This is a genomic window from Cupriavidus sp. DL-D2, from assembly GCF_039710735.1.
GTDB lineage: Bacteria > Pseudomonadota > Gammaproteobacteria > Burkholderiales > Burkholderiaceae > Cupriavidus.
The window spans coordinates 1-23,132 of sequence record NZ_JBDKXK010000037.1; the positions used below are offsets into that span (position 1 = coordinate 1).

General features: G+C 62.3%; 28 protein-coding genes and 1 tRNA gene. 23 read left to right on the plus strand and 6 right to left on the minus strand.

Going from position 1 to position 23,132, the window contains the following annotated elements; translation table 11 throughout:
- Nucleotides 1-13: 13 nt before the first annotated feature.
- Nucleotides 14-541: a MarR family transcriptional regulator gene (locus ABDB81_RS19385; protein ID WP_346812950.1), complete on the minus strand. Its 528-nt coding sequence runs from the start codon at nucleotides 539-541 to the stop codon at nucleotides 14-16.
- Nucleotides 542-600: 59 nt separating this feature from the next.
- On the opposite strand from ABDB81_RS19385, the gene ABDB81_RS19390 reads away from it, so the two are divergent.
- From ABDB81_RS19390 to ABDB81_RS19400, 3 genes are read left to right on the plus strand one after another with little or no spacing between them, the layout of a single operon-like run.
- Nucleotides 601-1,056, plus strand: a complete 456-nt coding sequence (locus tag ABDB81_RS19390; RefSeq protein ID WP_346812951.1) for a carboxymuconolactone decarboxylase family protein — start codon at nucleotides 601-603, stop codon at nucleotides 1,054-1,056.
- Entirely contained in the window at nucleotides 1,056-1,496 is a 441-nt protein-coding gene (locus ABDB81_RS19395) for a GNAT family N-acetyltransferase (RefSeq protein WP_212745289.1), read from the plus strand. Before ABDB81_RS19390 ends, ABDB81_RS19395 begins: the two co-directional genes overlap by 1 nt.
- Nucleotides 1,497-1,499: 3 nt before the next feature.
- Complete coding sequence (locus ABDB81_RS19400; protein ID WP_346812952.1) at nucleotides 1,500-2,126, plus strand: NAD(P)H-dependent oxidoreductase; 627 nt, start codon at nucleotides 1,500-1,502, stop codon at nucleotides 2,124-2,126.
- 2 nt (nucleotides 2,127-2,128) lie between these two features.
- On the opposite strand, the gene ABDB81_RS19405 is transcribed toward ABDB81_RS19400, so the two are convergent.
- Complete coding sequence (locus tag ABDB81_RS19405; protein ID WP_346812953.1) at nucleotides 2,129-2,749, minus strand: N-acetyltransferase family protein; 621 nt, start codon at nucleotides 2,747-2,749, stop codon at nucleotides 2,129-2,131.
- A 185-nt stretch (nucleotides 2,750-2,934) separates the two neighbouring features.
- Here ABDB81_RS19405 and arsC point away from each other — a divergent pair, with 185 nt between their 5' ends.
- On the plus strand, nucleotides 2,935-3,294 hold the full coding sequence (gene arsC, locus ABDB81_RS19410; protein ID WP_137928543.1) for an arsenate reductase (glutaredoxin): 360 nt from the start codon (nucleotides 2,935-2,937) through the stop codon (nucleotides 3,292-3,294).
- Between the two features lie 89 nt (nucleotides 3,295-3,383).
- On the opposite strand, the gene ABDB81_RS19415 is transcribed toward arsC, so the two are convergent.
- The 3 genes from ABDB81_RS19415 to ABDB81_RS19425 all read right to left on the minus strand — a co-directional run bounded on the left by ABDB81_RS19415 (nucleotide 3,384) and on the right by ABDB81_RS19425 (nucleotide 5,076).
- Nucleotides 3,384-3,623, minus strand: a complete 240-nt coding sequence (locus tag ABDB81_RS19415; protein ID WP_137928542.1) for a hypothetical protein — start codon at nucleotides 3,621-3,623, stop codon at nucleotides 3,384-3,386.
- Between the two features lie 136 nt (nucleotides 3,624-3,759).
- A complete protein-coding gene (locus tag ABDB81_RS19420; RefSeq protein ID WP_137928541.1) occupies nucleotides 3,760-4,422 on the minus strand; it encodes an exonuclease in 663 nt (220 codons plus the stop codon).
- Nucleotides 4,423-4,425: 3 nt separating this feature from the next.
- Nucleotides 4,426-5,076: an MBL fold metallo-hydrolase gene (locus tag ABDB81_RS19425; RefSeq protein WP_346812954.1), complete on the minus strand. Its 651-nt coding sequence runs from the start codon at nucleotides 5,074-5,076 to the stop codon at nucleotides 4,426-4,428.
- Nucleotides 5,077-5,396: 320 nt separating this feature from the next.
- Between ABDB81_RS19425 and ABDB81_RS19430 the strand changes: the two genes are divergently transcribed.
- The gene (locus ABDB81_RS19430; protein WP_171020533.1) at nucleotides 5,397-6,170 is read left to right on the plus strand and encodes a septal ring lytic transglycosylase RlpA family protein; all 774 of its coding nucleotides are present in this window, start codon (nucleotides 5,397-5,399) and stop codon (nucleotides 6,168-6,170) included.
- 137 nt (nucleotides 6,171-6,307) lie between these two features.
- Here ABDB81_RS19430 and rsmI read toward each other — a convergent pair whose 3' ends face one another.
- Nucleotides 6,308-7,228 (minus strand): 16S rRNA (cytidine(1402)-2'-O)-methyltransferase, encoded by a 921-nt coding sequence (rsmI, locus tag ABDB81_RS19435; RefSeq protein WP_137928539.1) that lies wholly within the window; start codon nucleotides 7,226-7,228, stop codon nucleotides 6,308-6,310.
- Nucleotides 7,229-7,243: 15 nt separating this feature from the next.
- Here rsmI and ABDB81_RS19440 point away from each other — a divergent pair, with 15 nt between their 5' ends.
- The 18 genes from ABDB81_RS19440 to ABDB81_RS19525 all read left to right on the plus strand — a co-directional run bounded on the left by ABDB81_RS19440 (nucleotide 7,244) and on the right by ABDB81_RS19525 (nucleotide 23,065).
- Complete coding sequence (locus ABDB81_RS19440; protein WP_137928538.1) at nucleotides 7,244-7,678, plus strand: YraN family protein; 435 nt, start codon at nucleotides 7,244-7,246, stop codon at nucleotides 7,676-7,678.
- Between the two features lie 32 nt (nucleotides 7,679-7,710).
- Nucleotides 7,711-8,298: a phosphoheptose isomerase gene (locus tag ABDB81_RS19445; RefSeq protein WP_137928537.1), complete on the plus strand. Its 588-nt coding sequence runs from the start codon at nucleotides 7,711-7,713 to the stop codon at nucleotides 8,296-8,298.
- A gap of 189 nt (nucleotides 8,299-8,487) precedes the next feature.
- Nucleotides 8,488-9,333, plus strand: a complete 846-nt coding sequence (locus ABDB81_RS19450) for a BON domain-containing protein (protein ID WP_137928536.1) — start codon at nucleotides 8,488-8,490, stop codon at nucleotides 9,331-9,333.
- Nucleotides 9,334-9,380: 47 nt separating this feature from the next.
- Nucleotides 9,381-9,794: a c-type cytochrome gene (locus ABDB81_RS19455; RefSeq protein ID WP_237380200.1), complete on the plus strand. Its 414-nt coding sequence runs from the start codon at nucleotides 9,381-9,383 to the stop codon at nucleotides 9,792-9,794.
- Nucleotides 9,795-9,797: 3 nt separating this feature from the next.
- Nucleotides 9,798-11,066, plus strand: a complete 1,269-nt coding sequence (locus ABDB81_RS19460) for an NAD(P)/FAD-dependent oxidoreductase (protein ID WP_346812955.1) — start codon at nucleotides 9,798-9,800, stop codon at nucleotides 11,064-11,066.
- 147 nt (nucleotides 11,067-11,213) lie between these two features.
- Nucleotides 11,214-12,107: an EamA family transporter gene (locus ABDB81_RS19465; protein ID WP_137928382.1), complete on the plus strand. Its 894-nt coding sequence runs from the start codon at nucleotides 11,214-11,216 to the stop codon at nucleotides 12,105-12,107.
- Nucleotides 12,108-12,396: 289 nt separating this feature from the next.
- On the plus strand, nucleotides 12,397-12,726 hold the full coding sequence (locus ABDB81_RS19470) for a c-type cytochrome (protein ID WP_137928383.1): 330 nt from the start codon (nucleotides 12,397-12,399) through the stop codon (nucleotides 12,724-12,726).
- A gap of 134 nt (nucleotides 12,727-12,860) precedes the next feature.
- The gene (gene soxY / locus ABDB81_RS19475; protein WP_137928384.1) at nucleotides 12,861-13,316 is read left to right on the plus strand and encodes a thiosulfate oxidation carrier protein SoxY; all 456 of its coding nucleotides are present in this window, start codon (nucleotides 12,861-12,863) and stop codon (nucleotides 13,314-13,316) included.
- 60 nt (nucleotides 13,317-13,376) lie between these two features.
- Complete coding sequence (soxZ, locus tag ABDB81_RS19480) at nucleotides 13,377-13,688, plus strand: thiosulfate oxidation carrier complex protein SoxZ (protein WP_137928385.1); 312 nt, start codon at nucleotides 13,377-13,379, stop codon at nucleotides 13,686-13,688.
- Between the two features lie 22 nt (nucleotides 13,689-13,710).
- Nucleotides 13,711-14,172, plus strand: a complete 462-nt coding sequence (locus ABDB81_RS19485; RefSeq protein WP_137928386.1) for a DsrE family protein — start codon at nucleotides 13,711-13,713, stop codon at nucleotides 14,170-14,172.
- A 105-nt stretch (nucleotides 14,173-14,277) separates the two neighbouring features.
- A complete protein-coding gene (gene soxA, locus ABDB81_RS19490; protein WP_160473102.1) occupies nucleotides 14,278-15,123 on the plus strand; it encodes a sulfur oxidation c-type cytochrome SoxA in 846 nt (281 codons plus the stop codon).
- Nucleotides 15,124-15,139: 16 nt separating this feature from the next.
- A complete protein-coding gene (soxX, locus tag ABDB81_RS19495) occupies nucleotides 15,140-15,808 on the plus strand; it encodes a sulfur oxidation c-type cytochrome SoxX (protein ID WP_346812956.1) in 669 nt (222 codons plus the stop codon).
- A gap of 20 nt (nucleotides 15,809-15,828) precedes the next feature.
- Entirely contained in the window at nucleotides 15,829-16,305 is a 477-nt protein-coding gene (locus ABDB81_RS19500; RefSeq protein ID WP_346812958.1) for a TlpA disulfide reductase family protein, read from the plus strand.
- A gap of 21 nt (nucleotides 16,306-16,326) precedes the next feature.
- Nucleotides 16,327-18,051 carry a thiosulfohydrolase SoxB gene (soxB, locus tag ABDB81_RS19505; RefSeq protein WP_346812959.1) on the plus strand — a complete coding sequence of 575 codons (1,725 nt, stop codon included), beginning with the start codon at nucleotides 16,327-16,329 and terminating at the stop codon, nucleotides 18,049-18,051.
- Between the two features lie 78 nt (nucleotides 18,052-18,129).
- A tRNA-Ala gene (locus ABDB81_RS19510) sits at nucleotides 18,130-18,205 on the plus strand.
- A 1,097-nt stretch (nucleotides 18,206-19,302) separates the two neighbouring features.
- Nucleotides 19,303-21,393, plus strand: coding sequence for an SIR2 family protein (locus tag ABDB81_RS19515; RefSeq protein ID WP_346812960.1), 2,091 nt, complete (start codon nucleotides 19,303-19,305; stop codon nucleotides 21,391-21,393).
- A 32-nt stretch (nucleotides 21,394-21,425) separates the two neighbouring features.
- Nucleotides 21,426-21,794 (plus strand): hypothetical protein, encoded by a 369-nt coding sequence (locus tag ABDB81_RS19520; protein ID WP_346812961.1) that lies wholly within the window; start codon nucleotides 21,426-21,428, stop codon nucleotides 21,792-21,794.
- A gap of 338 nt (nucleotides 21,795-22,132) precedes the next feature.
- Nucleotides 22,133-23,065, plus strand: coding sequence for a cation diffusion facilitator family transporter (locus ABDB81_RS19525; RefSeq protein ID WP_346812963.1), 933 nt, complete (start codon nucleotides 22,133-22,135; stop codon nucleotides 23,063-23,065).
- Nucleotides 23,066-23,132: the final 67 nt, after the last annotated feature.

The window sequence follows — 23,132 nt, forward strand, 5'->3', positions numbered from 1 at the left end:
ACCGGAGTTTGACTTACTCCGCCACACCCCCCACCACCGCCTGGCTCACCAGCCACCGCCGCACAATCTGCTCCTCTTCGGCTGTCAGATTCGCCCGCAATTCACGGTCTACCTCGCTCGCGCGCGTCTTGCACCCACCGAGCAACTCCCGCCCCGCATCGGTCAACCCAATCGTCTGAATCCGACCATGCACCGGATGCGGCTGCCGTTCGATGGCGCCGAGCTTCTCCAGATTGCTGATGATCACGCTCACCGTCTGCGGCGTCAGCAGTGCGAGCCGCGCCACATCGGCGCCCGAGATACCCGGATACGCACCAAGCATCGTCAACACAAAAAACTGCGGCACCGTCACGCCGAGATCGGCCAGTGCGCGCTCCAGCCGCAGGCGGTTGCTTGCGCTGGCCTGGCGTAACAGGTACGCCAGATAGCCGCTTTCGCCACGCTTGCCTTCGCCGGGTGCGGGAATGGTGACCGCCTCGGCAGGCGGCGCAGCCTTCTTCTTCTTTTCCTTTCTCCCTTCTTTCGGCAGGGTCTTGCTCATGATGTTAGAGTTCTGACATTGTTGTTCGAACTCTGACATCTTACCCGAAGGAGCCACGCATGGATTTCCAGACTTTCGCGCAGACTGCCCCCGACGTCTATGCGTCGCTCGGCGGCGTCAGCAAGGCAGTGGCCGCGTCCGGCCTCGACAAGGCGCTGACCGAACTGGTCAAGCTGCGCGTTTCACAGATCAACGGCTGCGCGTTCTGCCTGCAGTTCCACCTGAACATCGCACGCAAGCTCGATATCGATCCGCGCAAGTTCGACCTCCTGGCCGGCTGGCGCGACGCCGGCATCTACACCGACCGCGAAACTGCCGCGCTGGGCTGGGCCGAAGCCATGACGCGCATGACCGATCCATTCGCGAGCGATGCCGCGCTGGCCGAGGCGCGCAGCGTCTTCGACGAGCGCGAAATGGTGTTCCTGGCCGCCACCGTGGCGTCGATCAACGCGTGGAACCGTATCGCCGTGGGCCTGCACTTTCCGCCGCCGCCGGCGGAGCAGGGAGCCCGATGATGAGCGCCCGTATCGTTGTACTCGAATCCGATGAGCAGGTTATTGCCGCTTTCCCGCTGATGCACCAACTGCGTCCGCACCTGGCGGACGCGGCCGAACTGGTGACGCGCTGGAAGCGCCAGACTGCCGATGGCTATCGCCTCGCTGGTATCTGGGAGGGGGATCGCCTCATGGCGCTGGCCGGCTACCGCATCGCCGACAACCTGATCGTGGGCCGGCATCTCTACGTGGACGATCTGGTGACCGACGCCAACGCGCGCAGCGGTGGGTACGGGCAACGGCTGATGGATTGGCTCAAGACGCAGACCGAGGCGGCGGGCTGCACGCAACTCGTGCTCGATACGCCGCTGACCAATGTGCTGGGCCACCGCTTCTATTACCGCAACGGGCTGCTGGCGCGTGCGCTGCGCTTCTACTTCCCCATCGAATCGAAGACCTGAACCATGACAACCCTTCTGCACCTCAATGTGAGCCCGCGCGGCGACCAATCGACCAGCCGGCGCGCCGGCCAGCGCGTGCGCGAGCAACTGGCCGCGCAGTGCGGCAACCTGACCGTGGTCGAGCGGGACCTGGCCGCCGATCCGCTGCCGCCCATCGGCGCCGATTTCACGCACGCCAATATGGTCGAGGCGGCCAAGCGCACCGACGCAGATCCCGCCGCGCTGGCGCTGTCCGAAACGCTGATCGCCGAACTGCAGGCGGCGGACATCGTGTTGATCACCACGCCGGTTCACAACTTCACGGTGCCGGCCACGCTCAAGACATGGATCGACCTTGTGGTGCGGCCGGAGCGCACCTTTGCCGGCTCGCCGCAGGGCAAGCTGCCGCTGCTGCGTGATCGTCCGGTGCTGGCCATCGTGTCATGCGGCGGCCGCTTCCATGAAGGCGAGGGCAGCCAGCAGGATTTCTTCACGCCTTACCTGAAGTACGTACTGGAAATCATCGGCCTGAAACGCGTGGAAGTCATGCGGCTTGAAGGCATGGTGCGTCCGGAAGCCGTCACGCGCGCCTTCGAGCAACTGGAAGCGTGGTGCGACACCGCGCTGCCGGGCTTCCTTGAAGCGGCATAGCCTTACCCGCGCAATTCTTCGGGACGCGGCACCGTTTCGTTCCCCTGGCCGAGCGGGCGCTGCATCAGCACGGTGTCGATCCACTGGCCATGCTTGAGGCCCACCGATTCGAGCCGGCCCACGGTACGGAAGCCGAGCCGTTCATGCACGGCTACCGAGCCCGCGCCTTCGCCGCTCCGGGTCAGCGCCACCACGGCCACCATCTGACGCCACGGACCAGTCTCGCACCGGGCAATCAGTTCGGACAACAACGCGCGGCCCAGGCCCGCTCCGGTATGGCGATGGTCGATATAGATCGAGTCTTCGATGGCAAAGCGATAGGCGCTGCGGGCGCGGTAGCTCGACGCGTAGGCGTAGCCCACGATCTCGCCATCGCGCTCGGCCACGATATACGGCAGCCCCTTGCGATGCACCTCGGCCATCCGCGACTGCATGTCGTCCACGCCAGGAACAACTTCCTCGAAGGACGCGCGGCCATGCTGCACGTGGTGCGCGTAGATGGCGTGGATGGCGGGCACGTCGGCGGCGGTGGCGTCGCGCAACTGGAAGGGGTGGCGGAGGGGGGCGGCGGCAGCGGAGGACACGATGGTTCTTGGCAGGAAAACACCACGGCGGGATGCCATGGCAATGGATCAGCGATGCGCGGCAACGCAGAGCGAGGTGCGCGCGCCACACCGAAACCTTACCGCGACTGGGGCGTGCCGGGTTGTATATGATGCGGGGATACTCAAAAGCGCAGAAATGGTGCAATCCGACGGGGGCAAACCAACGGCGTGCCCCCGAATCTGCAAGCAGGCTGGAGGAAGCCATGATCACGATCTATCACAACCCGCGTTGCTCCAAATCGCGCGAGACCCTGACCCTGGTGGAGAGCGCCGCCGAGCGTCTGGGCGAGCCGGTGGAGATCGTCGAATACCTGAAAGCGCCGCCATCGCTGGCCACGCTGCGTCAGCTGCATACGATGCTGGGCGTGCCGGTGCGCGAGATGATCCGCAACGGCGAGGACGCCTACAAGGAGCTGGATCTGGCCGACGAGGGCCTGACCGACGCCGAACTGCTGGCTGCCGTGGCCGACAACCCCATTCTGCTGCAACGTCCCGTGGTCGTACGCAACCGCCGCGCGGTCATTGGTCGACCGCCGGAAAACGTCGAGCCCTTGTTGAAGTAAATCAGCTCGCTGCGTCGCACAAATAAAACCGGCCTCCGCAACGGAGGCCGGCCGGTCAGTCAGGCGAATCGCTTCAGGCGAGTCGTCGTTTATGCAACACCCAGCCAGTGCATGGCCTCCTGACCGAAACTGATGCCGGCCAGCACGGCCAGCAGCACGAGTGCCGTGATGACGCTGACATAGACCAGCGCCTGGGCAACCTCGGCATCTTCCGTGACCGAATGATGATGAACGACGACATCGGGGCGCGCGTGCGCGCCATGTGACCAGTGTGGCCAGTGCAACTTGCCGGCAGCGTCCTTGAAGTGGAGATCGGGATGGAATCGCATGGTCACACCTCCTCGGCGCACTGTTGCTCACCCGGTGGGATCGCCGTGGGACATTTCCCCAGCGCCGTCGTTTGCACACTTCCAATATAGGAGACGCGGCGGAAATGTGGTCCCGATGTCGCGTACGCCCGACCACTCAGTCTGGCTGCGAGGCCGGAGGTGAGGAATCGCTTTCGCTGGTTTCGATGCTGGTGGCGTCCAACTGCGCCAGCCGGGTTTCCCGCGTACGCAATTCGGCGAGCATGTTGCAGAACAGCGCGCCTTGCTCGCGGGCATCGTCGAGGGCGATATGGGTGTGCGGCAGCGGGTCGTGCCAATGCGCCGGGAAGGCGGCCTTGACCGATTTCCGGAAGGGCCGGCCGGTCAGCGCGAAGCCCATCGTCTTGATGTCCAGCGCCGCCCAGCCGAACGGCGACCGGCCAGCGAAGCGCATCATGTACCAGAACATCCACGTGAAATCGAACCCGGCCGGGAACGCGATGAAGACCGGCTTGCCGGGCAGGCTCTCCACCCACTCCACGTAGCGCGGCATCACGTCCTCGGGGCGCTCCAGGTCACGCCGGCAGGCGGCCCAGGCGTCGGGCTGCGTCTTCCACCACGCCACCTGCACGGGATGGCCGGTGGCGCCGGGCAGCGTTTCGAGGTTGGCAGAGAAGGTGCCGAGCACGGTCTTGTCCGCCAGCATCGCCACGGAGGCAAACGACAGCATCGAGTGTGGGCCGGGAATCGGCCCGTCCGCCTCGACATCGGTGCTGACGTAGATCTCGGGGCGCGTATCGGGTGCCTGTTTTTTCGCCATGCGTCAGGCCGCGTCGATCAGATGGTCCGCCACAAACGGATTGTTGCGGCGTTCCTCGCCAAACGTGGATACCGGCCCGTGGCCCGGCACGAACGTCACGTCCTCGCCCAGCGGCCACAGATGCGTACGGATCGAGCGAATCAGGTCGGCGTGGTTGCCGCGCGGAAAATCCGTGCGTCCGATCGACCCGGCGAACAACACGTCTCCCACGATCGCCACCTTGTTCGGGCGCGAGAAAAACACCACGTGGCCTGGCGTATGGCCGGGGCAGTGATAGACCTCCAGCGTCTCGCTGCCGAACGTCACCGTATCGCCGTTCACCAGCCAGCGATTGGGCTCGAAGACCTCGGCATGGCCGAAACCAAAACGCCGTGTCTGCTCCGGCAACTGCTCGATCCAGAACCGCTCGTCCTCGTGCGGCCCTTCGATTGGCACGCCAAACTGCCGCGCCAGTGCCGCGGCGCCTGCGCAGTGATCCACGTGGCCGTGCGTCAGAAAGATCTTCTCAAGTGTGACGCCGTGCCCGGCGATGGCTTCGGCGATGCGGTTGAGGTCGCCGCCCGGATCGCACACGGCCGCGCGCTGCGTAGTGTCGTCGATCAGCAGCGAACAATTCTGCTGGAATGGCGTGACGGGAATGAGGAGGACTTTCATTTTTGTGCGCGATAAGGCATGCGAAATGGGGGCACTTTGCACCCAATCCGGAACGTTCGGCAGTGTTTCGGGGGTGGGCCATTGTAGCCGTCGGATATGCCGTCGGCGGTCACTGACTGAAGCCTGAAACGTTTGAATCGGACTTGAGACGATTCTCAAAGTTACATGACGATCACTTGGATTGAGCGCTGCAGCAATCGGCGCAATCCCTTGCCAGGCGGTGGATTGCGGGGAATTGACGGGCGTTTGAATGCGGTTGCATTAGATTTCGTAACAAAATCAAGGTGATAGCTTCAAACGACCGATGTTAGACTGCGCGCATGATCAGTCTGCCCCTCTTCCGTCCGGGGTCCGTGCGCACCGATGCGCCCGGGTCCAATCGCTTCCTTCGTCAATGCGCCATCATCGTGTCGGCGCTGGTGATGGCTGCGTGCGCGACGCCACCGGGGGGGGAGGGCGATACCGCGTCGGATACTTCGACTGCGCTCTCCACGCGCACGGCAAAGTCGAAGCCCAAGACCGACAAGTCCGCGGGCACGGCGACCAAGTCCGATGATCGCGGCAGCTGGAACCTCTTCGGTCTGCCGGATGACAATGCACCTTCGCAATCGTCGATCGACGGCCTGCGCGCTGACATGGGTACGTTCGAGCAGCGCGGCATGGCGTCCTGGTACGGCAAGGGTTTCCATGGCCGCAAGACTGCCAATGGCGAGCGCTTCGACATGCGTGCGATGACCGCCGCCCACCCGTCGCTGCCGCTGGATAGCTGGGTGCTGGTGCGCAACCTGCGCAACAACAAGGTGGCGGTGGTGCGGATCAACGATCGCGGCCCGTATCACGGCAACCGGGTCCTGGACCTGTCGTATGCAGCGGCCAAGCGCCTGAACTTCGTGGATCACGGTGCGACGCAGGTAGAAATTCGCCGGTTGTCGCGTACCGAAGTGGCGGCGCTGGGTCCGAACATCGAGGCTGGCGGCTCCGAGGCGGGCGACGGCAGCGGCGCGGACGACTTGCCGGAAACGGCCAGCACGCTGGTTCCGGCCAAGTCCAAAGCCAAGGCCAAGGCGAAATCCACGGCCAGGAAGCGCAAGTAGGACGTCCACGGGCGATGCGGAACGGTCAACCCTCCCTCATCGATGTCCCGGCCATCCTTCCTCAGCTTCGCATTTTCAGATTTGTCTCAAACGGCACGACGCTCCGGCGCGTGCCGTTTGTCGTTTCGACCCTCGTTTCAGTCCTCGTTACCGGCATCGTCCTCGCCGCGCATCGCCAGCGCCAGCTTGTACAGCGCATCGGTCTTGGCGCCAGTGACCGACGCCGCCAGCTTGGCGGCGCGCTTGGCTGGCAACTCGGCCAGCAACAGTTTCAGCACGCGCTGCGCCTCGGCATCGGGCGCGCCATCGTCGGCTCGTTCGGCACGGCCCGCACCCTCTATCACCAGTACGAACTCGCCTTTGCCGCGCGAAGCTTCGGCGGCCAGCCACGCTGGCGCCTCGGCCACGGTCATGACCGGCGTTTCCTCGAAGAGCTTGGTCAGCTCGCGTCCGATCAGGATGCGGCGCGTGGCCGGCAGGATCTCGGCCAGCGCAGCGAGCGTATCGGCAATGCGGTGCGGCGCCTCGTAGACGATCCAGGCATGATCGAGCGCAGCCAGCCCGGTGATGGCGTCGTTGCGGGCCTTGGGCTTGCCGGGCAGGAATCCGATGAAGCTGAAGCGGCCTTCGCCGGCTTCAAGCATGTCGCCCGCCACGGACAGCGCGGTCACCGCCGCGCTCGGACCCGGCAGCGGCACTACCTTCAGACCCGCGCCGCGCACCACTTCCACCAGCCGCGCGCCAGGATCGGAAATGCCGGGCGTGCCGGCATCGGAGACATAGGCGATGCGTTCGCCGGCCTGCAGCCGTTCGACGATCTTGCCAGCCGCTTCGCGTTCGTTGTGCTCGTGAACAGCCACCAGCGGACGTTGCAGCCCCACGCGCGACAGCAGTTGCCCGGTGTTGCGCGTGTCTTCGCAGGCGATGGCATCCACCAGGCCGAGCACGTGCAGCGCGCGCAGCGACAGGTCCGCGACGTTGCCGATCGGGGTGGCCACCACGTAGAGCGTACCGGGCGGGTAGGTCTGGCCGGCTGCCAGCTGGTTCCATTCACTCATGCTTGAGAACTTCCTTTGAATCGCTCATTCCAATCGACCACCCGCACGGCTACACAGACAGGCCAACAAACGGCCACGGCACGCGGCGCGCTGGCGGAAGACCGGGCGCTGGCCTACCTGAAGCGGCAGGGCCTGGCGCCCATCGAGCGCAATTATCGCTGCAAAGGCGGCGAGATCGACCTGATCATGCGCGCACCGGACGATACGCTGGTGTTCGTCGAGGTACGGCAGCGGGGCGGGCGCGGCTTCGGCGGGGCGGCGCAAAGCATCACGCCAGCCAAGCAGCGTCGCGTACTGCTGGCCGCCACGCATTACCTGGCCACGCTCGATCGGGTGCCACCTTGCCGGATAGATGTGGTGGCGATGGAGCCTGGGCGGCTGGAGTGGCTGCCCGGCGCGTTCGACCTGACCTCACTCGACGGGAACACCTGCGCGATGCGTGCGTCATAATGCGCGGGATTGTGCAGATGTCACACTAGACCATGAGCATTGAAAGCATCGAGCAGCATTTTCTGGACAGTGCCGACACCAAGCGGCATGCCGCCGCGTTGCTGGCGCCGCACATCGACGCCGCCGTGGAACGCATGGTGATGGCGCTGACCAGCGGCAACAAGATCCTGGCTTGCGGCAACGGCGGCTCGGCGGCCGATGCGCAGCATTTCGCCGCAGAACTGATCGGCCGCTTCGAACGCGAGCGGCCGGGGCTGGCGGCGATTGCGCTGACGACCGACAGCTCGATCCTGACCGCCATCGGCAACGACTACGATTTTTCCGTGGTGTTCTCGAAGCAGGTGGAGGCGCTGGGCCAGCCTGGCGATATCCTGCTGGCACTGTCGACATCGGGCGATTCGGCCAACGTGGTGGCGGCAATTCAGGCCGCGCACCAGCGCGATATGTCGGTGGTGGCATTGACGGGAAAGGGCGGCGGACGCATCGCCACGCTGCTCGAAGAATTCGATATCCATCTGTGCGCGCCCAGCGACCGCACGGCGCGCATTCAGGAAGTGCACCTCCTGACACTGCACTGCCTGTGCGACGGGATCGACGAAGCGCTCCTGGGAGAGGCATGACGCAGATGGCCGAGGTTATCCCGGGTTATCCACATGACTGCCCACAGGCTATGCACAGATATTGAGTGGTAGTCCACAGCCATATCCACAGGCGGGGCTGCCGGCCGTTGCGCCCGCCGCATGAAACACAGGCATTCCCTGATCCACCCCATCGGGCATTCCACCCGTTACCCAGAACCCATATACCGCATGACGAACGTGATTCCGCAGAAGACGACATCCCTGGCCCGCGCCGCGCGCACGGCCGTGACCGTGGCGGCCCTGGTGGTATCGGCCACGCAACTGGCCGGCTGCTTTCCGGTACTGGCTGGTGCGGTGGGCACCGGCGTGGTCATGGCCACCGATCGCCGGCCCACGGGCACGCAGACCATCGACCGCGGCCTGCAGCTGGAGATCGAGAGCACGCTCAGCACGCGCTACAGCAGCAGTCAGGCGCGTGTGAACACGTCGGTGTTCAACCGCAAGGTACTGCTGACGGGCCAGGCGGCCAACGCGCAGATCAAGCAGCAGATCGAGCAGTATGTACGCGGCCTGCCCAACGCGCGCGAGGTGGTGAACGAGCTTGAAGTCTCGACTTCGCCTGACTTCATGACGCGCAGCAACGACACGTACCTGACCAGCAAGGTCAAGACGCTGCTGGTGACGGCGGACGGCGTGCCGGCCAACTCGATCAAGGTCACCACCGAGAACGGCGTGGTGTACCTGATGGGTGTGCTCACCACAAGCGAGGGCGACAAGGCTACCGACGTGGCCCGCAATGCCAGCGGCGTGCAGAAAGTGGTCAAGGTGTTCGACTACGTGAGCGAAGCGGAGCGCGCCCGCCTGGACCAGGCCTCCAGTTCGCAGAACGGCAACACGGGCAGCGATGCCGTGGGTACGCCGGCCCCGGTGCAGACCGTGCCGGGCAGCCAGCCCAACGCGCCGGTCACGTCGGACGCCCCGGCCTCGATGGGTTCGTCGGGCGCCACCACAAGCCCTGTGGCTGCGCCGGTCACGTCGCCAGTGGCGTTGCCGCCGGGCCGCAACCTGCCCTAAGCTGAATCGGACAAGACAGAAAAAGTCGCCCCCACCGGAGCATCGCCATGCAGCCTTCGCCGCGTTACCTGTTGTCCTCCCGCTGGATGGCCGGTGTCGTCGCGATGGCGCTGGCGTCCCTGTCATCGATGGCGTGGGCGCAATCCCCACAACCCGCTTCGGCGCCGATGACTGCGGGGCCAGCCGATGCTGGCAAGCTGACCATCGAAGCCCAGCGTGCCCGCGTGGAGCAGGCACGCAACCAGGCCGCCTCATGCGCCGTCTGCCACGGCACCGATGGCCGCCCGCCCGCCGACAGTCCCGTGCCTCCCCTGGCCGGCCGGCCTCGTGCGGAGCTGACCGAGATCATGCTCGAGTACAAGAATGGCAAGCGCCCGGGCACCGTGATGCCACAGATCGCCAAGGGCTACAGCGACGCCGATATCCTCGCCATCGCCGCGTGGTTCGCGGATCAGAAATAGCCCATGCACAGACGCTCGGTATTGAAGGCGGCGCTGGCCGCCTCGGCCTTCGGGATGCTCACGCCCGCCATGGCCCGCGCCGCCGCACCCGCACGCGTTGTGGTGATCGGCGGCGGATATGGCGGCGCCACGGCGGCGCGCTATCTGCGCACATGGAGCCAGGGTGCGGTGGATGTCACACTTGTTGAGCCGGACGCCGCGTTCGTTTCCTGCCCGCTGTCGAACCTTGTGGTTGGGGGCTTCCGACAACTGGGCGACCTCACCATCGCCTATGACAAGCTCGCCAGCCGGCACGGCGTGAAGGTGGTGCGCGACCACGCCGCCGCCATCGACACATCGCGGCGGCAGGTCCGGCTGGCCGGTGGCACAACACTGCCCTACGACCGGCTCGTGCTGTCGCCCGGCGTGGAGATGCAACGCAGTGCGATTCCGGGGCTGGCCACGCCGGCAGGCAGCCAGTTCGTCCATGCGTGGAAGGCGGGTCCGGAGACCGAGACACTGCGCCGACAACTCGCGGCGATGCCTGACGGCGGCACCTTTGCCATCACGATCCCGCTCGCGCCGTACCGCTGCCCGCCGGGACCGTACGAGCGCGCCTGCGTGGTGGCGGACTATTTGACGCAGCACAAGCCGCGCGGCAAGGTGCTGGTGCTCGACGCCAATGCCGATATCACGTCGAAGGGCGCGCTGTTCCGCGAGGTCTGGAAAACGCGCTACGCTGGCATGATCGAGTACCGGCCCCAGCATGAGACCGTGGACCTCGATCCCGTCACGCGCACGATCAAGTTCGATGTCCAGGACGATGTGCGGGCGGACGTCATCAATATCCTGCCGCCCCAGCGTGCGGGCGCGATCGCCGTCTCCGCTGGGCTCGCCACGGCCAACGGGCGCTGGTGCGAGGTGGACTTCCTGACCATGGCTTCGCGTGTGGCACCGGATATCCACGTACTCGGCGACGCGATCCAGATCGCGCCGCTCATGCCCAAGTCCGGCACGATGGCGAGCCAGCACGGCAAGGTGGCGGCCGCCGCCATCCTCCAGTTGCTCGCCGGGCGCCAGCCAGACCCGGCGCCGCTTTATACCAATACCTGCTACAGCTTCACGTCGGCCACCGAGGCCATCCACATCGCCAGCGTCCATCGCTACGACGCCACGGAGAAGACGATGCTGACCGTACCGGGATCAGGCGGGTTGTCGACGGCGCCGTCGGCGCTGGAAGGGCAGTATGGGGTGGCTTGGGCGAGGAGTATCTGGGGGGATATGTTGGGGTGAGGCACGGGCTACGCCCCTCTCCCGCTGGTTTGCTCCCCTCTCCCGCAAGGCGGGAGAGGGGAGCAACACCCGCCACACGCATCCCCCATAGCTGTTACCCTTCCCCCTCCAGCATCCCGCCCCCAGGGATGCCGCCCCCTCCACATCATGCAACCCAAAGATCGTCTCCTTGCCTTGGCCATCATCGTGGTCTGGGGTGTCAATTTCGTCGTTATCAAGGTAGGTCTGGTTGGCGTACCGCCGATGCTGCTCGGCACGCTGCGCTTCTGCCTTGTCGCCTTCCCCGCCATCTTCTTCATTCCGCGCCCCCGCATTCCGCTGCGCATGCTCGTGGCTTATGGCGCGACGATCAGCCTGGGCCAGTTTGCGTTCCTGTTCTATGCGATGGCCGTGGGCATGCCGGCCGGGCTGGCGTCGCTGGTCTTGCAGTCGCAGGTGTTCTTCACCGTCGCCATCGCGGCGTTCTGGCTTGGCGAACCGTTGCGCTGGCACAACCTTGCCGGCATGGCGGTGGCCGCAGGCGGATTGGCGCTGATCGGCAGTGGGGCCGCACACGGGCCGGGCGGCATGACGGCCGCAGGCTTCATCCTGACCCTGTGCGCGGCGCTGTGCTGGGCAACGGGCAACATCGTCAGCAAGAAGATTGGCCCGGTGGACCTGCTGGGGCTTGTCGTCTGGGGCGCGTTGATTCCGATCGTTCCGTTTGCGCTGCTGTCGCTCTGGTTCGAAGGGCCGGGGCGCATTGTCGATGCCATGGGTCATGTGCCGGGCAAGGCGATCTTCGCTGTCTGCTACCTGGCCTTTGCCGCCACGCTGTTCGGTTACACGATGTGGGGCCGCCTGCTGACCCGCTATCCCGCCAGCAAGGTGGCGCCGCTGACGCTACTGGTGCCAGTGGTGGGCCTGGTGTCGGCGCACGTGCTGCTGGGGGAGGACCTGGGTCTGGCCCAGTGGGCAGGCGCTGCCGTGGTCATGGTTGGGTTGCTGCTGAATGTGTTCGGCAATCGACTGGGGACGGGCAGGGCCGTGGCACGGCGCTGACTTCGGGCCAATTTTGCCGAAAATTGAGGGTTAACCCGCAAATACTCGGTAAATCGCGGCGATTCCCTCCTTTTTTGTACATATCGATATCACGGCGTTGTCCGTAGCCTCGCAAATTCTTGAGGCAAAATAGCGGGCTGGCCGCATATGCCGTGGAGCCCTCACCGTTCACCGACGAGGCACTCCTCAGAAGCCCGCCCCAACGGTGGCCAGCGCGCGCCGCGCCGCGGAGATGTCCGAGCGCGGCCATTTGCCGTCCCCACGGCTCATTCAGTTTGGAGCACAACACATGAAGCAGTTTGTCATCGCCGCCGCGTTGCTGGTGGCCGGCGCGTCCGCACATGCCGCAGTCGATGCCGCCAAGGCGCAGGAAATCGCCAACAAGAACGCCTGCATGGGCTGCCACCAGGTAGACAAGAAGCTGGTGGGCCCGTCTTACAAGGACGTGGCCGCCAAGTACAAGGGCGACAAGGGCGCGCTGGCCAAGCTGTCGGCCAAGGTGAAGGGCGGCGGTTCGGGCGTCTGGGGTCCGGTGCCGATGCCGGCCAACCCAGCCATCAGCGATGCAGACCTGAAGACGGTAGTGGAGTGGGTACTGGCCGGCGCACCGGCCAAGTAAGCACGCTGCCAGCGGACGGGCCGGCCCTGGCCGGTCCGCCGCGCACCAGCCAGTTTTATGAAGCGCAGGACCCGGCGACGCACCGGGGACCGCAGGGGTCGACAGAAACCGGGTACGAATAGTACGGGAAGCAAATGAATACAAAACGACGTGAAGTGCTGCGGATGACCGCCGTACTGTCGCTGATGGCAGCCACCGGGCTGATCAGCGAGGCGCAAGCCGCCGAATGGAACAAGGCTGCCTTCGACGGCAAGAGCGTGGCCGACGTGATCAAGTCGCTCGGCGGCAGCGGCACCGAGAAAAGCAGCGCGATCCATTTCAACGCCCCCGACATCGCCGAGAACGGCGCCGTGGTGCCCGTGGCCGTGACGAGCAACATTCCGGACACCGAGCAGATCGCCATCCTCGTGGAAAAGAATCCGAACACGCTGGCCGCCGACTTCATCATCCCGGCCGGCACCGAACCGTTCGTGTCCACGCGCGTGAAGATGGGCCAGACATCCGTGGTGCATGCGGCCGTGAAGGCCGGTGGCAAGTGGTACGTGGCATCGAAGGAAATCAAGGTCACGCTGGGTGGTTGCGGCGGCTGAGGCCCGGCACCAGACAGTTCGAGCACTGATTTTCCAGAACCCTGCTGACAGGAGAAGCACATGGCAGACCCGATGCGCGTTCGCGCCACCGAAAACGGCGGCGTCGTAGACGTCAAGATTCTGATGAAGCACGACATGGAGACGGGCCAGCGCAAGGACGCCTCCGGCAAGACCGTGCCGGCCTGGCATATCCAGACCGTGACGGCCAGCTACAAAGGTAAAGACGTGTTCCAGGCCCAGTTCGGTCCGGCCGTGTCGAAGGACCCGTTCCTGAATTTCAAGTTCAAGGGCGGCGCCAAGGGCGACAAGGTCACCGTGACCTGGGTCGACAACCGCGGCGACAAGCGTACCGACGAGGCCACCATCGCCTGATCCGGCGAAGCAAGGAAGCATTATGCGGCGAGCATTCTTTCGCGCCACGGCGGCATTGGCCGCCATCGGCCTCACGGCCAAGGCATCGGCACAGCAGGCCCCCGCGCCGGCATCCTCCGGCAGCAAGGGCCGCGTCAAGGTGGTCTACCAGTTGTCCGAAGGCAACGATCAGGCTGTGCGCGCCATGGCCAACCTGCGCAATCACCTGAACGGCGCGCCCGACACCAAGATCGTGGTGGTGGCGTTCGGTTTTGGCGTGGATTTCCTGGTGGAGGGCGCGAAGGATGCGCGCGGCAACACGTTCGAGGCGCCCGTGGCGGCGCTGAGTTCGTCGGGCGTGGAGTTCCGCGTCTGCCGCAACACGCTGACCGCGCGCCGCATTTCCGAGCAGAACCTGCTGATGGACGCCAAGGTCGTGCAGGCCGGCGTGGTGGAAGTGGCCCGGTTGCAGTTCGAGGAAGGCTACGCCTACATCAAGCCCTGACCGGCTGTGCATGACATCCGGCAACGAGCCGCCGGATCCAACAAGACAGTGGTCCGCCCGCGCGCCAGTTGGCGCCAGGGCGAGACGACGAGGAGAAACGCCCCAATGGTTACCGAGCGCAACACCCGCCGCGCCGTGACGGCGGTGCTGGCCACGCTGGCCGCAGCCGCTGCCGTCGTGGCCGCGTCACTGTCCGGCCCTGCGCTGGCACAGGACAAGACCGCCGAGGAAATCGCCAAGTATCGGCAGATGCTGGCCGAAGGCAATCCCGCCGAACTGTGGGAAGCCGCGGGCGAAGAGCTGTGGAAGAAGCCCGCCGGTCCGAAGAATGCCTCGCTCGAACAGTGCGACCTGGGCAAGGGGCCGGGCGTGACCAAGGGGGCATACGCCGAACTGCCGCGCTACTTCAAGGATGCCAACAAGGTCATGGATCTGGAGCAGCGCCTGGCCTATTGCCGCGTGACGCTACAGGGCCTGACGCAGGAAGAGGCGCTGAAGAACCCGTTCTCGTCGGCGGGCAAGCCTTCCGATATCGAGCGGCTGGCGGCCTTCGTGACGGGCGAATCGCGCGGCATGAAGATGAACGTCCAGCTCAAGCATGCCGAAGAGAAGCGCGTCTATGCGCTCGGCCAGAAGATGTTCTACTACCGTGGCGGCGCGTACGACTTTGCCTGCGCCACGTGCCACGCGGTGGACGGCCAGCGCATCCGCCTGCAGGACCTGCCGAACCTGATGACCGAGAAAGGCGCACAGGCTGCGTACACGACCTGGCCGGCGTACCGGGTGTCGCAGGGCGAGGTTCGCACGATGCAGCACCGTCTGTACGACTGCCTGCGCCAGCAGCGCTTTCCTGAACCGGCCTATGGCTCGGACGTGATCACCGCCCTGACGATGTTTTTGGCGAAGAACGCCAACGGCGGCACGTACGATGGTCCGAACATGAAGCGCTGAGCCGGGAGACAAGAACATGAAGACACTCCACACGATGGCGCTGGTATCGATCGCATCGCTCGGCCTGATTGGCGGTGCCCATGCGCAAACTGCAGCCAAGGGTACGAAGGCCGAGAAGGCCGAGAAAGTTGCAAAGGTCACCGACGCCGACATCCGCCAGTTGATCGAATCGTCGTTCACGTCGAAGGGACCGGCCACGGTCGAGGGCGTGATCAACCAGGACGCCACGCAGAAGGCATGCAGCCAGTATCCCGACCGCACCAAGGTGCCGGCGCCGCTGGCCAAGAAGGTGGAAGCCGCCGAACTGAAGCAGGTGAAGTACCCGGCTGACAGCAACTTCATCGGCAACTGGAAGGAAGGCGAGAAGATCGCGCAGAACGGCCGGGGCATGCAGTTCAGCGACCAGGTGGGCGGCGTCAACGGCGCCAACTGCTACGCGTGCCACCAGTTGACCAAGGCAGAAATCTCGTTCGGCAATATCGGCCCCTCGCTCTACCACTACGGAAAACTGCGCGGCAACTCGCAGGACGTGGTCAAGTACACGTGGGGCAAGATCTGGGATTCGAACGCGTACAGCGCATGCTCGAACATGCCGCGTTTCGGGCATAAGGGCATCCTGACCGAGCAGCAGATCCGCGACGTGATGGCGCTGCTGCTGGACCCGGCCTCGCCGGTCAACCAGTAATGGCAACGGCGGCGCGGCGCATGCGGAGGTGGCTTGTCGCCGCCGCCATGGCGCTCACCGTTGCCCCGGCACTGGCTGCCGAGGTGGGCGAGACCATCCGCCTGCCTGAACTGAAGCTGCTCGATGGCAGCACAGTGCCCGCTTCGCACTGGGCCGGCAAGCCGGTGGTGATCGAATTCTGGGCAACGTGGTGCCCGTTCTGCGCGTTGCAGAATCCGAGGCTGCAGGCGCTGTACGACAAGACGCGCGGCACGAAGCTGCAGGTGCTGGCCATCAGCATCGACCGCGATCCGCGCGAGGCGCAGGCGTATCTGAAACAGCGCGGCTACACGTTCCCCGCGACGATGGATTCCGACGCACTGCGCCGAGCCTTCGGCGCGCGCCGGGGTTTGCCGGAACTGTACGTGCTCGACGGCAACGGTCGCGTGGTGCAGAAGGAAGTGGGCGAGATGATCGACGATGACGTGGCGGCGCTGGCCCGTTACGGCAAGCCCTGACGCATTCGAACGGATAACAGCATGAACCGACGCGAGTTCCTGCAGGTGCTGGCGGTGGCCGGCGCCGGAGGCATGACATTTTCCGGTGGCGACGCCCAGGCCGCGCAGGCGGCCGAGCGGCTCTACAACGTGCCACGCTTCGGCAACGTGCATCTGCTGCACTTCACCGATTGCCACGCGCAACTGAACCCCGTGCATTTCCGCGAGCCGAGCGTGAATCTCGGCGTGGCCGAGTGGGCAGGCAAGCCACCGCACCTCGTCGGACAGGCGTTCCTGCGCGCGTACGGCATCGCACCGGGCAGCGCGACGGCGCACGCCTTCACGTATCTCGATTTCACTGAGGCTGCGCGACGCTACGGCAAGGTTGGCGGATTCGCGCACCTCTCCACGCTCGTGCAACGCATGAAGGCGAGCCGGCCCGGTGCGCTGCTGCTCGATGGCGGCGATACGTGGCAGGGTTCGGCCACCGCGCTGTGGACGAAGGGCCAGGACATGGTCGATGCGGCGCTGCTGCTCGGCGTGGACGTGATGACGCCGCATTGGGAGATGACGCTCGGCGCGGAGCGCGTGAAGCAGATCGTCGATAACGATTTCAAGGGGCGCGTGTCGTTCCTGGCGCAGAACGTGAAGACCAACGACTTCGGCGATCCGGTCTTCGATCCGTACGTGATCCGCGAGATGAACGGCGTGCCGGTGGCCATCATCGGCCAGGCGTTTCCGTACACGCCCATCGCCAATCCGCGCTACCTGGTGCCGGACTGGACCTTCGGCATCCAGGAAGAAAACCTGCAGCAGGTGATCGATGAAGTGCGCGGCAAGGGTGCGAAGGTGGTGGTCCTGCTGTCGCACAACGGCATGGACGTGGACCTGAAACTCGCCTCGCGCGTGCGGGGTCTCGATGCCATTCTGGGCGGCCACACGCATGACGGTGTGCCGAAGCCGGTATCCGTGAAGAACGCGGGCGGTGTCACGCTGGTGACCAACGCCGGCTCCAACGGCAAGTTCCTCGGCGTGCTCGACTTCGACGTCCGCAACGGCAAGGTGGCCGATTTCCGATACAAGCTGCTGCCGGTCTTCGCCAACTACTTGCCCGCCGATCCGCAGATGGAAGCGCTGATCCGCAAGGTGCGCGCACCGTACGAGTCGAAGCTCGGCGAAGTGCTCGCCGTGAATCGTGGCCTGCTGTATCGGCGCGGCAACTTCAACGGCACTTTCGACCAACTGATCCTCGACGGCCTGATGGCCGTGCAGGACGCCGAGATCGCGTTCTCGCCCGGCTTCCGCTGGGGCACCACGCTGCTGCCCGGCCAGCCGATCACGATGGAAGCGCTGATGGACCAGACCGCCATCACCTATCCGTACACCACGGTCACGCAGATGTCCGGCACCACGATCAAGACTGTGCTCGAAGACGTGGCCGACAACCTGTTCAATCCCGACCCGTACTACCAGCAAGGCGGCGACATGGTGCGCGTGGGCGGCCTGCAATACACCATCGACCCCACCCGGGCGATGGGCCAGCGCATCACCGACATGCGCCTGGCCGGCCAGCCCATCGACGCCGACAAGACCTACAAGGTAGCCGGCTGGGCCCCCGTCGCCGAAGACGCCCGCCAGGCTGGCGGCCCGCCGATCTGGGACGTCATGGCCCAATGGCTGCGATCGAACAAGGAAGTCAGCGCCCGACCGCTGAACCTGCCGACCGTAAAAGGCATGGACGGCAACCCCGGCATGGCACCCGTTTGATCCTGCCTTGACCCCACCTCAGGTGTTGGTTCCATGCGATTGAAAGGCCGCTCGAAGTTCGGCTAGAATCGACCGCACGGGCCGATAGCTCAGCTGGGAGAGCGCTGCGTTCGCAATGCAGAGGTCGGGAGTTCGATCCTCCTTCGGTCCACCAAGCAATCAAGAGTTTTCGAGGCCTCGCGGGGCGTGAACTGAACCGCAGAAATTGGACGGTTCGAGAAGGCTAGGCTTGGAAGGGCTGGGTTCTGCATTGCACGAGACTCAGCCCTTTTAGTTTCTGTCGGATACTTTCGTGGTTGTGGTAGTGAATGTATCGCTGGATCTCACCTTGCTACCGCTCCACGCTGTCGAATTCGTTCGGGTCGAAGAACTCCGACTTGGGCGTTTTCAAAGAAGCGTTCCATCGCGGCATTGTAGCGGCAAGTACCCTTCCCAGAACATATTCCGACGGCCCTCTTCGCATATGAGCCGTCGATAGGCGAACATCCGATATTGTCGGCCCTGCTTCGAATGCAGCAGAGGCCGTTCACCACGTTTAAGGTGTGAGAGCGCCTTCTTCAGGATGCCGCCGACCTGGCCAGACCAGATCAAAGGCGGAGAGTATGTAGCTTTGCCAGGCGACGATCTCGCCGTTGTACAGATTCATGATCGGCGACAGGCACAACTTCCCCGCTCCACGTTGTATCTGATTACGTTCGCTACCCATTACTCAATGATTTATCCTGCCCTAGCAGTTGGTAACTCAAACAGCGCGAACGCCAAGTATACATCTCAAGACCATAAGTACAGCCGCCCACGTGAGGACAATACATGAGACACGGTCTCGCTTCGGTCGCCCCACGTCGCAACACTTACCTCTCTAATTAGCCGTTCAACATGAAGCTCTTATATGGCTTGTCGTCGATGCCAGCCTTGGCGAGAAAAGATGACCCTTCAGTGGATTGATTGGCGCCCGAGATTGACGCCAACGAATATTCGGATTTGAAACCCTTGGCGATAACTCCCCTCTCGCGGGGTATGCAGAATTTATTAAAATCGTACAATAATATGCATTAAAGTTCATTGGGGAGTGCAAGACTGGTATCTGTTCAACAACGCTGCATATTGATTGTTCGAGATAGAAGATGCCATAGGTATTTCTCCAGTATAAAGATGCGTCTAAATTTGTCATGCATCGCCACGTTTTTTTGTCCATACCTTTCATCGATCGGCTCGTGCTTTATAAATTGCTTTCCATAATATATCTTTAACATGAACGAAGACATTAAATCCGCAATTAAGAGTGGAGACCTGATTCTTTTTTTGGGAGCGGGGGCATCAAAAACGAGCAGAGATCGCTCGGGGAAATTGTTGCTAGATGGCTACCAGTTGGCCGCACAACTAGCCAAAGAGGCATCTCTTCCTTATTCCGACGAAAATTTGACTGTCGTTTACTCTGCTGTTCGAAATAAGCTTCAATCGCGGCTAGATGTCTTTTTGGAATCTTGTCTACGGCACGCGCGGCCCTCAAGCGAATATTTAACGATCGCCGAATTCGTTTGGCGAAGAATCTACACGCTCAACATTGACGACGCGCTCGATACGGCGTTGATAAAAGTGTCGAATCAAAATGTAGAGAAATTCATTGCCAACGACAATATTAAGGATCAAGATCAATTTTTTAGCAGACTGGATTATATTAAGCTCAATGGATCAATCGATCGACTTTCCGATGGAATAATATTTTCGCCAGCGGAATACGCCAAGGCCACCGCTCGGACCATGCCATGGTACGAGCAATCAGCATCTGATTTTTTGGGCCATCCTTTTCTTTTTATCGGCACAGCTCTTGATGAGCCACTCCTAAAATACCATATTGAACGGTATAAGGAGTTGCATGGAAAACAGGCAGGAATTAGTTTCGTCATAACCCCAAGTGCAACTGAAATTCAGAAGCTCGATCTACTCAATTATAATATCCATCACGTATCTGGTACTCTCGAAGATTTCACAACGTGGTTGAAGGGGGAGTTTCCCAAGCCGCCAACGATGAAAGATGTCGCTATAGCAAATGTTCCTCAACTTGCCGCGATACTTGGGAATGGCGAAAACAAGAAAGGGTACGCGGAGCTTTTTGAAGGTGTCACGCTTGTCCGTCGGAGTTTACTGGTCTCCGGTGGAGAATTGATTCAATCCGATCAAATTAGAAACTTCTACAAAGGATTTTATCCGACTTGGTCAGATATTTTGATGGAGGTCCCTGCGGACCTGGAGGTGTTGGACGTTGTTGTTGCTGCCATCACAAATATTCCATCGTCCCAGCCGCTGCTTCCCATCATTGGGCCAGCTGGATCAGGAAAATCTACCATCCTGATGCAAGCGGCATTGCGGCTTTCCGAAATTTCGGGGCATGCGGTCTATCATCTGTCTGAACCCTTAGAGGATCTTCCTGGGACCCTAAAGGCAATTGAAGAATCTAGCCCTGAGAGCATCTCGTCCATATTTGTGGCGATCGACAACTTAGATGCGAGTGCGGATGATATTAATGCGGCATTTTCCATTGCCAGCTTTCCGAGAATCAAAATATTTGGTGCCGAACGCGAAAATATTTGGAGTAGAAGAGCTTCCGGAAAATTGCGAAATTTGACAATTCAGCCAATTTTTATTCGAGATTTTAGCGAAAAGGATGCGGTTGCTATACTCGATAAAATTGAAAAATATGGATCGTGGACGCGATTGGCACAATTGAAGCCAAAGGAGCGCCTCAATGAGCTGATGGTTCGGGCGAGAAAACAGTTATTGATCGCGATGTGGGAAGCAACGGCGGGTAGGGGATTCGAGAAGATTGTCGAAGACGATTACACCTCCCTTCGATCTGACGACGAGCGCCTATTTATGCTGATAGTCGGGTTAGCAACCGTAAATCGTGCGTCGGCCTCCGAAGAGTTGATTAAACGGGCGCTGATCAGTGTTGGACTTCTTGGGCAACTTCCGTCCTTTGAGCGGAATTTGGCTGGCATTGTGCTACATGACCATGCGAAATTCTCCGTTAGGCATCCAGTTTATGTTCACCACTTGATTGACCACGTAGTCGATCCGAATATGATGGATCGTGCAACGCGCGGCCTTCTCGCCGCGTTCTCCCAGTACTCTTCCCCTGTTATCAAACACATAACTAAGAAGGAAGCGCGGATTTATAAGGGAATCATAAATCATAACTTCCTTCGAATGGCGTTGAAGGGGAAGAAATCCTTGATTATAGGACTCTATAAATCGCTCGAAAAAAATTCGAGCAGGATGGCCTTTTCTGGCTGCAATATGGACTTGCTCACCGGGACTTCGGAGAGCATCCGGAGGCGTTAGAGAAATTGCAGACAGCTTGCGATGCGTACCCCATGGCACATACTGAGCATGCGCTTGCACAGCAATTATTGATTGTCGCTCCAAAGTCTATGAGTGAAGCCGTCGCGATGAATTATCTGAATGAGGCTAAAACCATTTTGCGGCGCCTGGATCAAAGTCTCACAAATGATGATGTTTATCCAATCGTGTCCCTTGCGGAAGGCGATGTGCGGGTAGTTCGTCGCTTCCAAGGGGATGACGCCGGACGGAAGCTGGCCGGAACCTACGTACAGGAGCTAGCCGTGCGATTGCGGAGACTTCCGAATGAGCCCAGCCTTCGGGGCGTTTGGGAACGACTATCGAACTATGTCGCGACTGGGATTTGGACGGAAGGTCAAAACGAATATAGATCCGAGTATTGAAGAGAGGAGGTGAAGCGCGCCTTCCCATGTAGCGGCTGGTCACCCTTGGGGCGGCAGCCCCCTCGGGCGCGCATTGCTATCGCCACTTGGATGCAGATTTATTCCGGAAGGCTATCGAATTCCGTTTGCAATCGATTACTTGCGATTGTGCAAATGCGATTCGCAATGCAGAGGTCGGGAGTTCGATCCTCCTTCGGTCCACCAGATACCTGAACCGCATCCATCCCGCCGGAGATCGCATCTCCGGCCCGACGCCTCCCTCGTGGAGGCGTTTCTGTTTGTGGGGGCGATGACAGGAAGTGATACCGTGTGACTCTCGTTCAGCTTCCCGGCGCACCATGTCCGCTCAGCAAGCCCCGCTTCCCCCGCGCACCGAAACCACCGACCCCGAAGCCCGCCACCTAGCCGGCCGTCGTTCTACCCTCGTCAGCGTCGTCGTCAACATCGTACTGACCGCCGCGCAGGGTTTCATCGGCATCGTCGCGGGTTCGCAGGCGTTGGTTGCTGACGCGCTGCACTCGCTGTCCGATCTGGTTTCCGATTTCGTGGTGCTGTTTGCCGGGCATCACAGCCGGAAGGGGGCGGATCACGATCACCCTTATGGGCATCATCGGTTCGAGACGGCGGCATCGTTTGCGTTGGGCGTGTTGCTGCTCTCGGTGGGTGTGGGGATGTTGTGGGCGGCCGTGGGCAAGATCGAGCATCCCGATGGCGTGCAGCCGGTGCAGGCCGTGGCGTTGTGGGTGGCGCTGGGGGCGCTGGCTTCCAAGGAGCTGTTGTTCCGATACTTGCTGCGGGTGGCGGAACGGGTCAGGTCGAGCATGCTCGTGGCCAATGCCTGGCATGCGCGATCGGATGCGGCGTCATCGCTGGTGGTGGCGCTGGGTATCGGCGGCAATCTGCTCGGCTATCACGTACTCGATCCCGTGGCGGCAATTGTCGTGGGGTTGATGGTGTCGCGGATGGGTGTGCGATTCGGCTGGGATGCGATGAGCGATTTGATGGATCGTGCCGTCGATGAAGACATCGTTGCCGAATTGCGTTCCACGATGCTGGAAACACCGGGACTACTGGGTCTGCACGATCTGAAGACGCGCAAGATGGGCGACATGATTCTGGTCGACGTGCATCTGGAAATTCCTGCGGACCTGACCGTCGAGCAGGGGCATGCGATTGCCACGGAGGCGCGGCGTCGGGCGATGGAGCGGGATGACGTGCTTAACGTGATGACGCATGTCGACCCAGTGCGAGCGGTGTCTTTGGGCAGTTGATCTGCGCTGTCGGCAGTTTTCAGGGGCCTGTCAGTTTTTTTGTGTGCAGGACAGCTAGAGGCTTGCC

Bases quoted from the DNA above. Each gene is read 5' to 3' on its own strand.
- ABDB81_RS19385 (WP_346812950.1), bottom strand. From the start codon at position 541: ATGAGCAAGACCCTGCCGAAAGAAGGGAGAAAGGAAAAGAAGAAGAAG.
- ABDB81_RS19390 (WP_346812951.1), top strand. From the start codon at position 601: ATGGATTTCCAGACTTTCGCGCAGACTGCCCCCGACGTCTATGCGTCG.
- ABDB81_RS19395 (WP_212745289.1), top strand. From the start codon at position 1,056: ATGAGCGCCCGTATCGTTGTACTCGAATCCGATGAGCAGGTTATTGCC.
- ABDB81_RS19400 (WP_346812952.1), top strand. From the start codon at position 1,500: ATGACAACCCTTCTGCACCTCAATGTGAGCCCGCGCGGCGACCAATCG.
- ABDB81_RS19405 (WP_346812953.1), bottom strand. From the start codon at position 2,749: ATGGCATCCCGCCGTGGTGTTTTCCTGCCAAGAACCATCGTGTCCTCC.
- arsC (WP_137928543.1), top strand. From the start codon at position 2,935: ATGATCACGATCTATCACAACCCGCGTTGCTCCAAATCGCGCGAGACC.
- ABDB81_RS19415 (WP_137928542.1), bottom strand. From the start codon at position 3,623: ATGCGATTCCATCCCGATCTCCACTTCAAGGACGCTGCCGGCAAGTTG.
- ABDB81_RS19420 (WP_137928541.1), bottom strand. From the start codon at position 4,422: ATGGCGAAAAAACAGGCACCCGATACGCGCCCCGAGATCTACGTCAGC.
- ABDB81_RS19425 (WP_346812954.1), bottom strand. From the start codon at position 5,076: ATGAAAGTCCTCCTCATTCCCGTCACGCCATTCCAGCAGAATTGTTCG.
- ABDB81_RS19430 (WP_171020533.1), top strand. From the start codon at position 5,397: ATGATCAGTCTGCCCCTCTTCCGTCCGGGGTCCGTGCGCACCGATGCG.
- rsmI (WP_137928539.1), bottom strand. From the start codon at position 7,228: ATGAGTGAATGGAACCAGCTGGCAGCCGGCCAGACCTACCCGCCCGGT.
- ABDB81_RS19445 (WP_137928537.1), top strand. From the start codon at position 7,711: ATGAGCATTGAAAGCATCGAGCAGCATTTTCTGGACAGTGCCGACACC.
- ABDB81_RS19450 (WP_137928536.1), top strand. From the start codon at position 8,488: ATGACGAACGTGATTCCGCAGAAGACGACATCCCTGGCCCGCGCCGCG.
- ABDB81_RS19455 (WP_237380200.1), top strand. From the start codon at position 9,381: ATGCAGCCTTCGCCGCGTTACCTGTTGTCCTCCCGCTGGATGGCCGGT.
- ABDB81_RS19460 (WP_346812955.1), top strand. From the start codon at position 9,798: ATGCACAGACGCTCGGTATTGAAGGCGGCGCTGGCCGCCTCGGCCTTC.
- ABDB81_RS19465 (WP_137928382.1), top strand. From the start codon at position 11,214: ATGCAACCCAAAGATCGTCTCCTTGCCTTGGCCATCATCGTGGTCTGG.
- ABDB81_RS19470 (WP_137928383.1), top strand. From the start codon at position 12,397: ATGAAGCAGTTTGTCATCGCCGCCGCGTTGCTGGTGGCCGGCGCGTCC.
- soxY (WP_137928384.1), top strand. From the start codon at position 12,861: ATGAATACAAAACGACGTGAAGTGCTGCGGATGACCGCCGTACTGTCG.
- soxZ (WP_137928385.1), top strand. From the start codon at position 13,377: ATGGCAGACCCGATGCGCGTTCGCGCCACCGAAAACGGCGGCGTCGTA.
- ABDB81_RS19485 (WP_137928386.1), top strand. From the start codon at position 13,711: ATGCGGCGAGCATTCTTTCGCGCCACGGCGGCATTGGCCGCCATCGGC.
- soxA (WP_160473102.1), top strand. From the start codon at position 14,278: ATGGTTACCGAGCGCAACACCCGCCGCGCCGTGACGGCGGTGCTGGCC.
- soxX (WP_346812956.1), top strand. From the start codon at position 15,140: ATGAAGACACTCCACACGATGGCGCTGGTATCGATCGCATCGCTCGGC.
- ABDB81_RS19500 (WP_346812958.1), top strand. From the start codon at position 15,829: ATGCGGAGGTGGCTTGTCGCCGCCGCCATGGCGCTCACCGTTGCCCCG.
- soxB (WP_346812959.1), top strand. From the start codon at position 16,327: ATGAACCGACGCGAGTTCCTGCAGGTGCTGGCGGTGGCCGGCGCCGGA.
- ABDB81_RS19515 (WP_346812960.1), top strand. From the start codon at position 19,303: ATGAACGAAGACATTAAATCCGCAATTAAGAGTGGAGACCTGATTCTT.
- ABDB81_RS19520 (WP_346812961.1), top strand. From the start codon at position 21,426: ATGGCACATACTGAGCATGCGCTTGCACAGCAATTATTGATTGTCGCT.
- ABDB81_RS19525 (WP_346812963.1), top strand. From the start codon at position 22,133: ATGTCCGCTCAGCAAGCCCCGCTTCCCCCGCGCACCGAAACCACCGAC.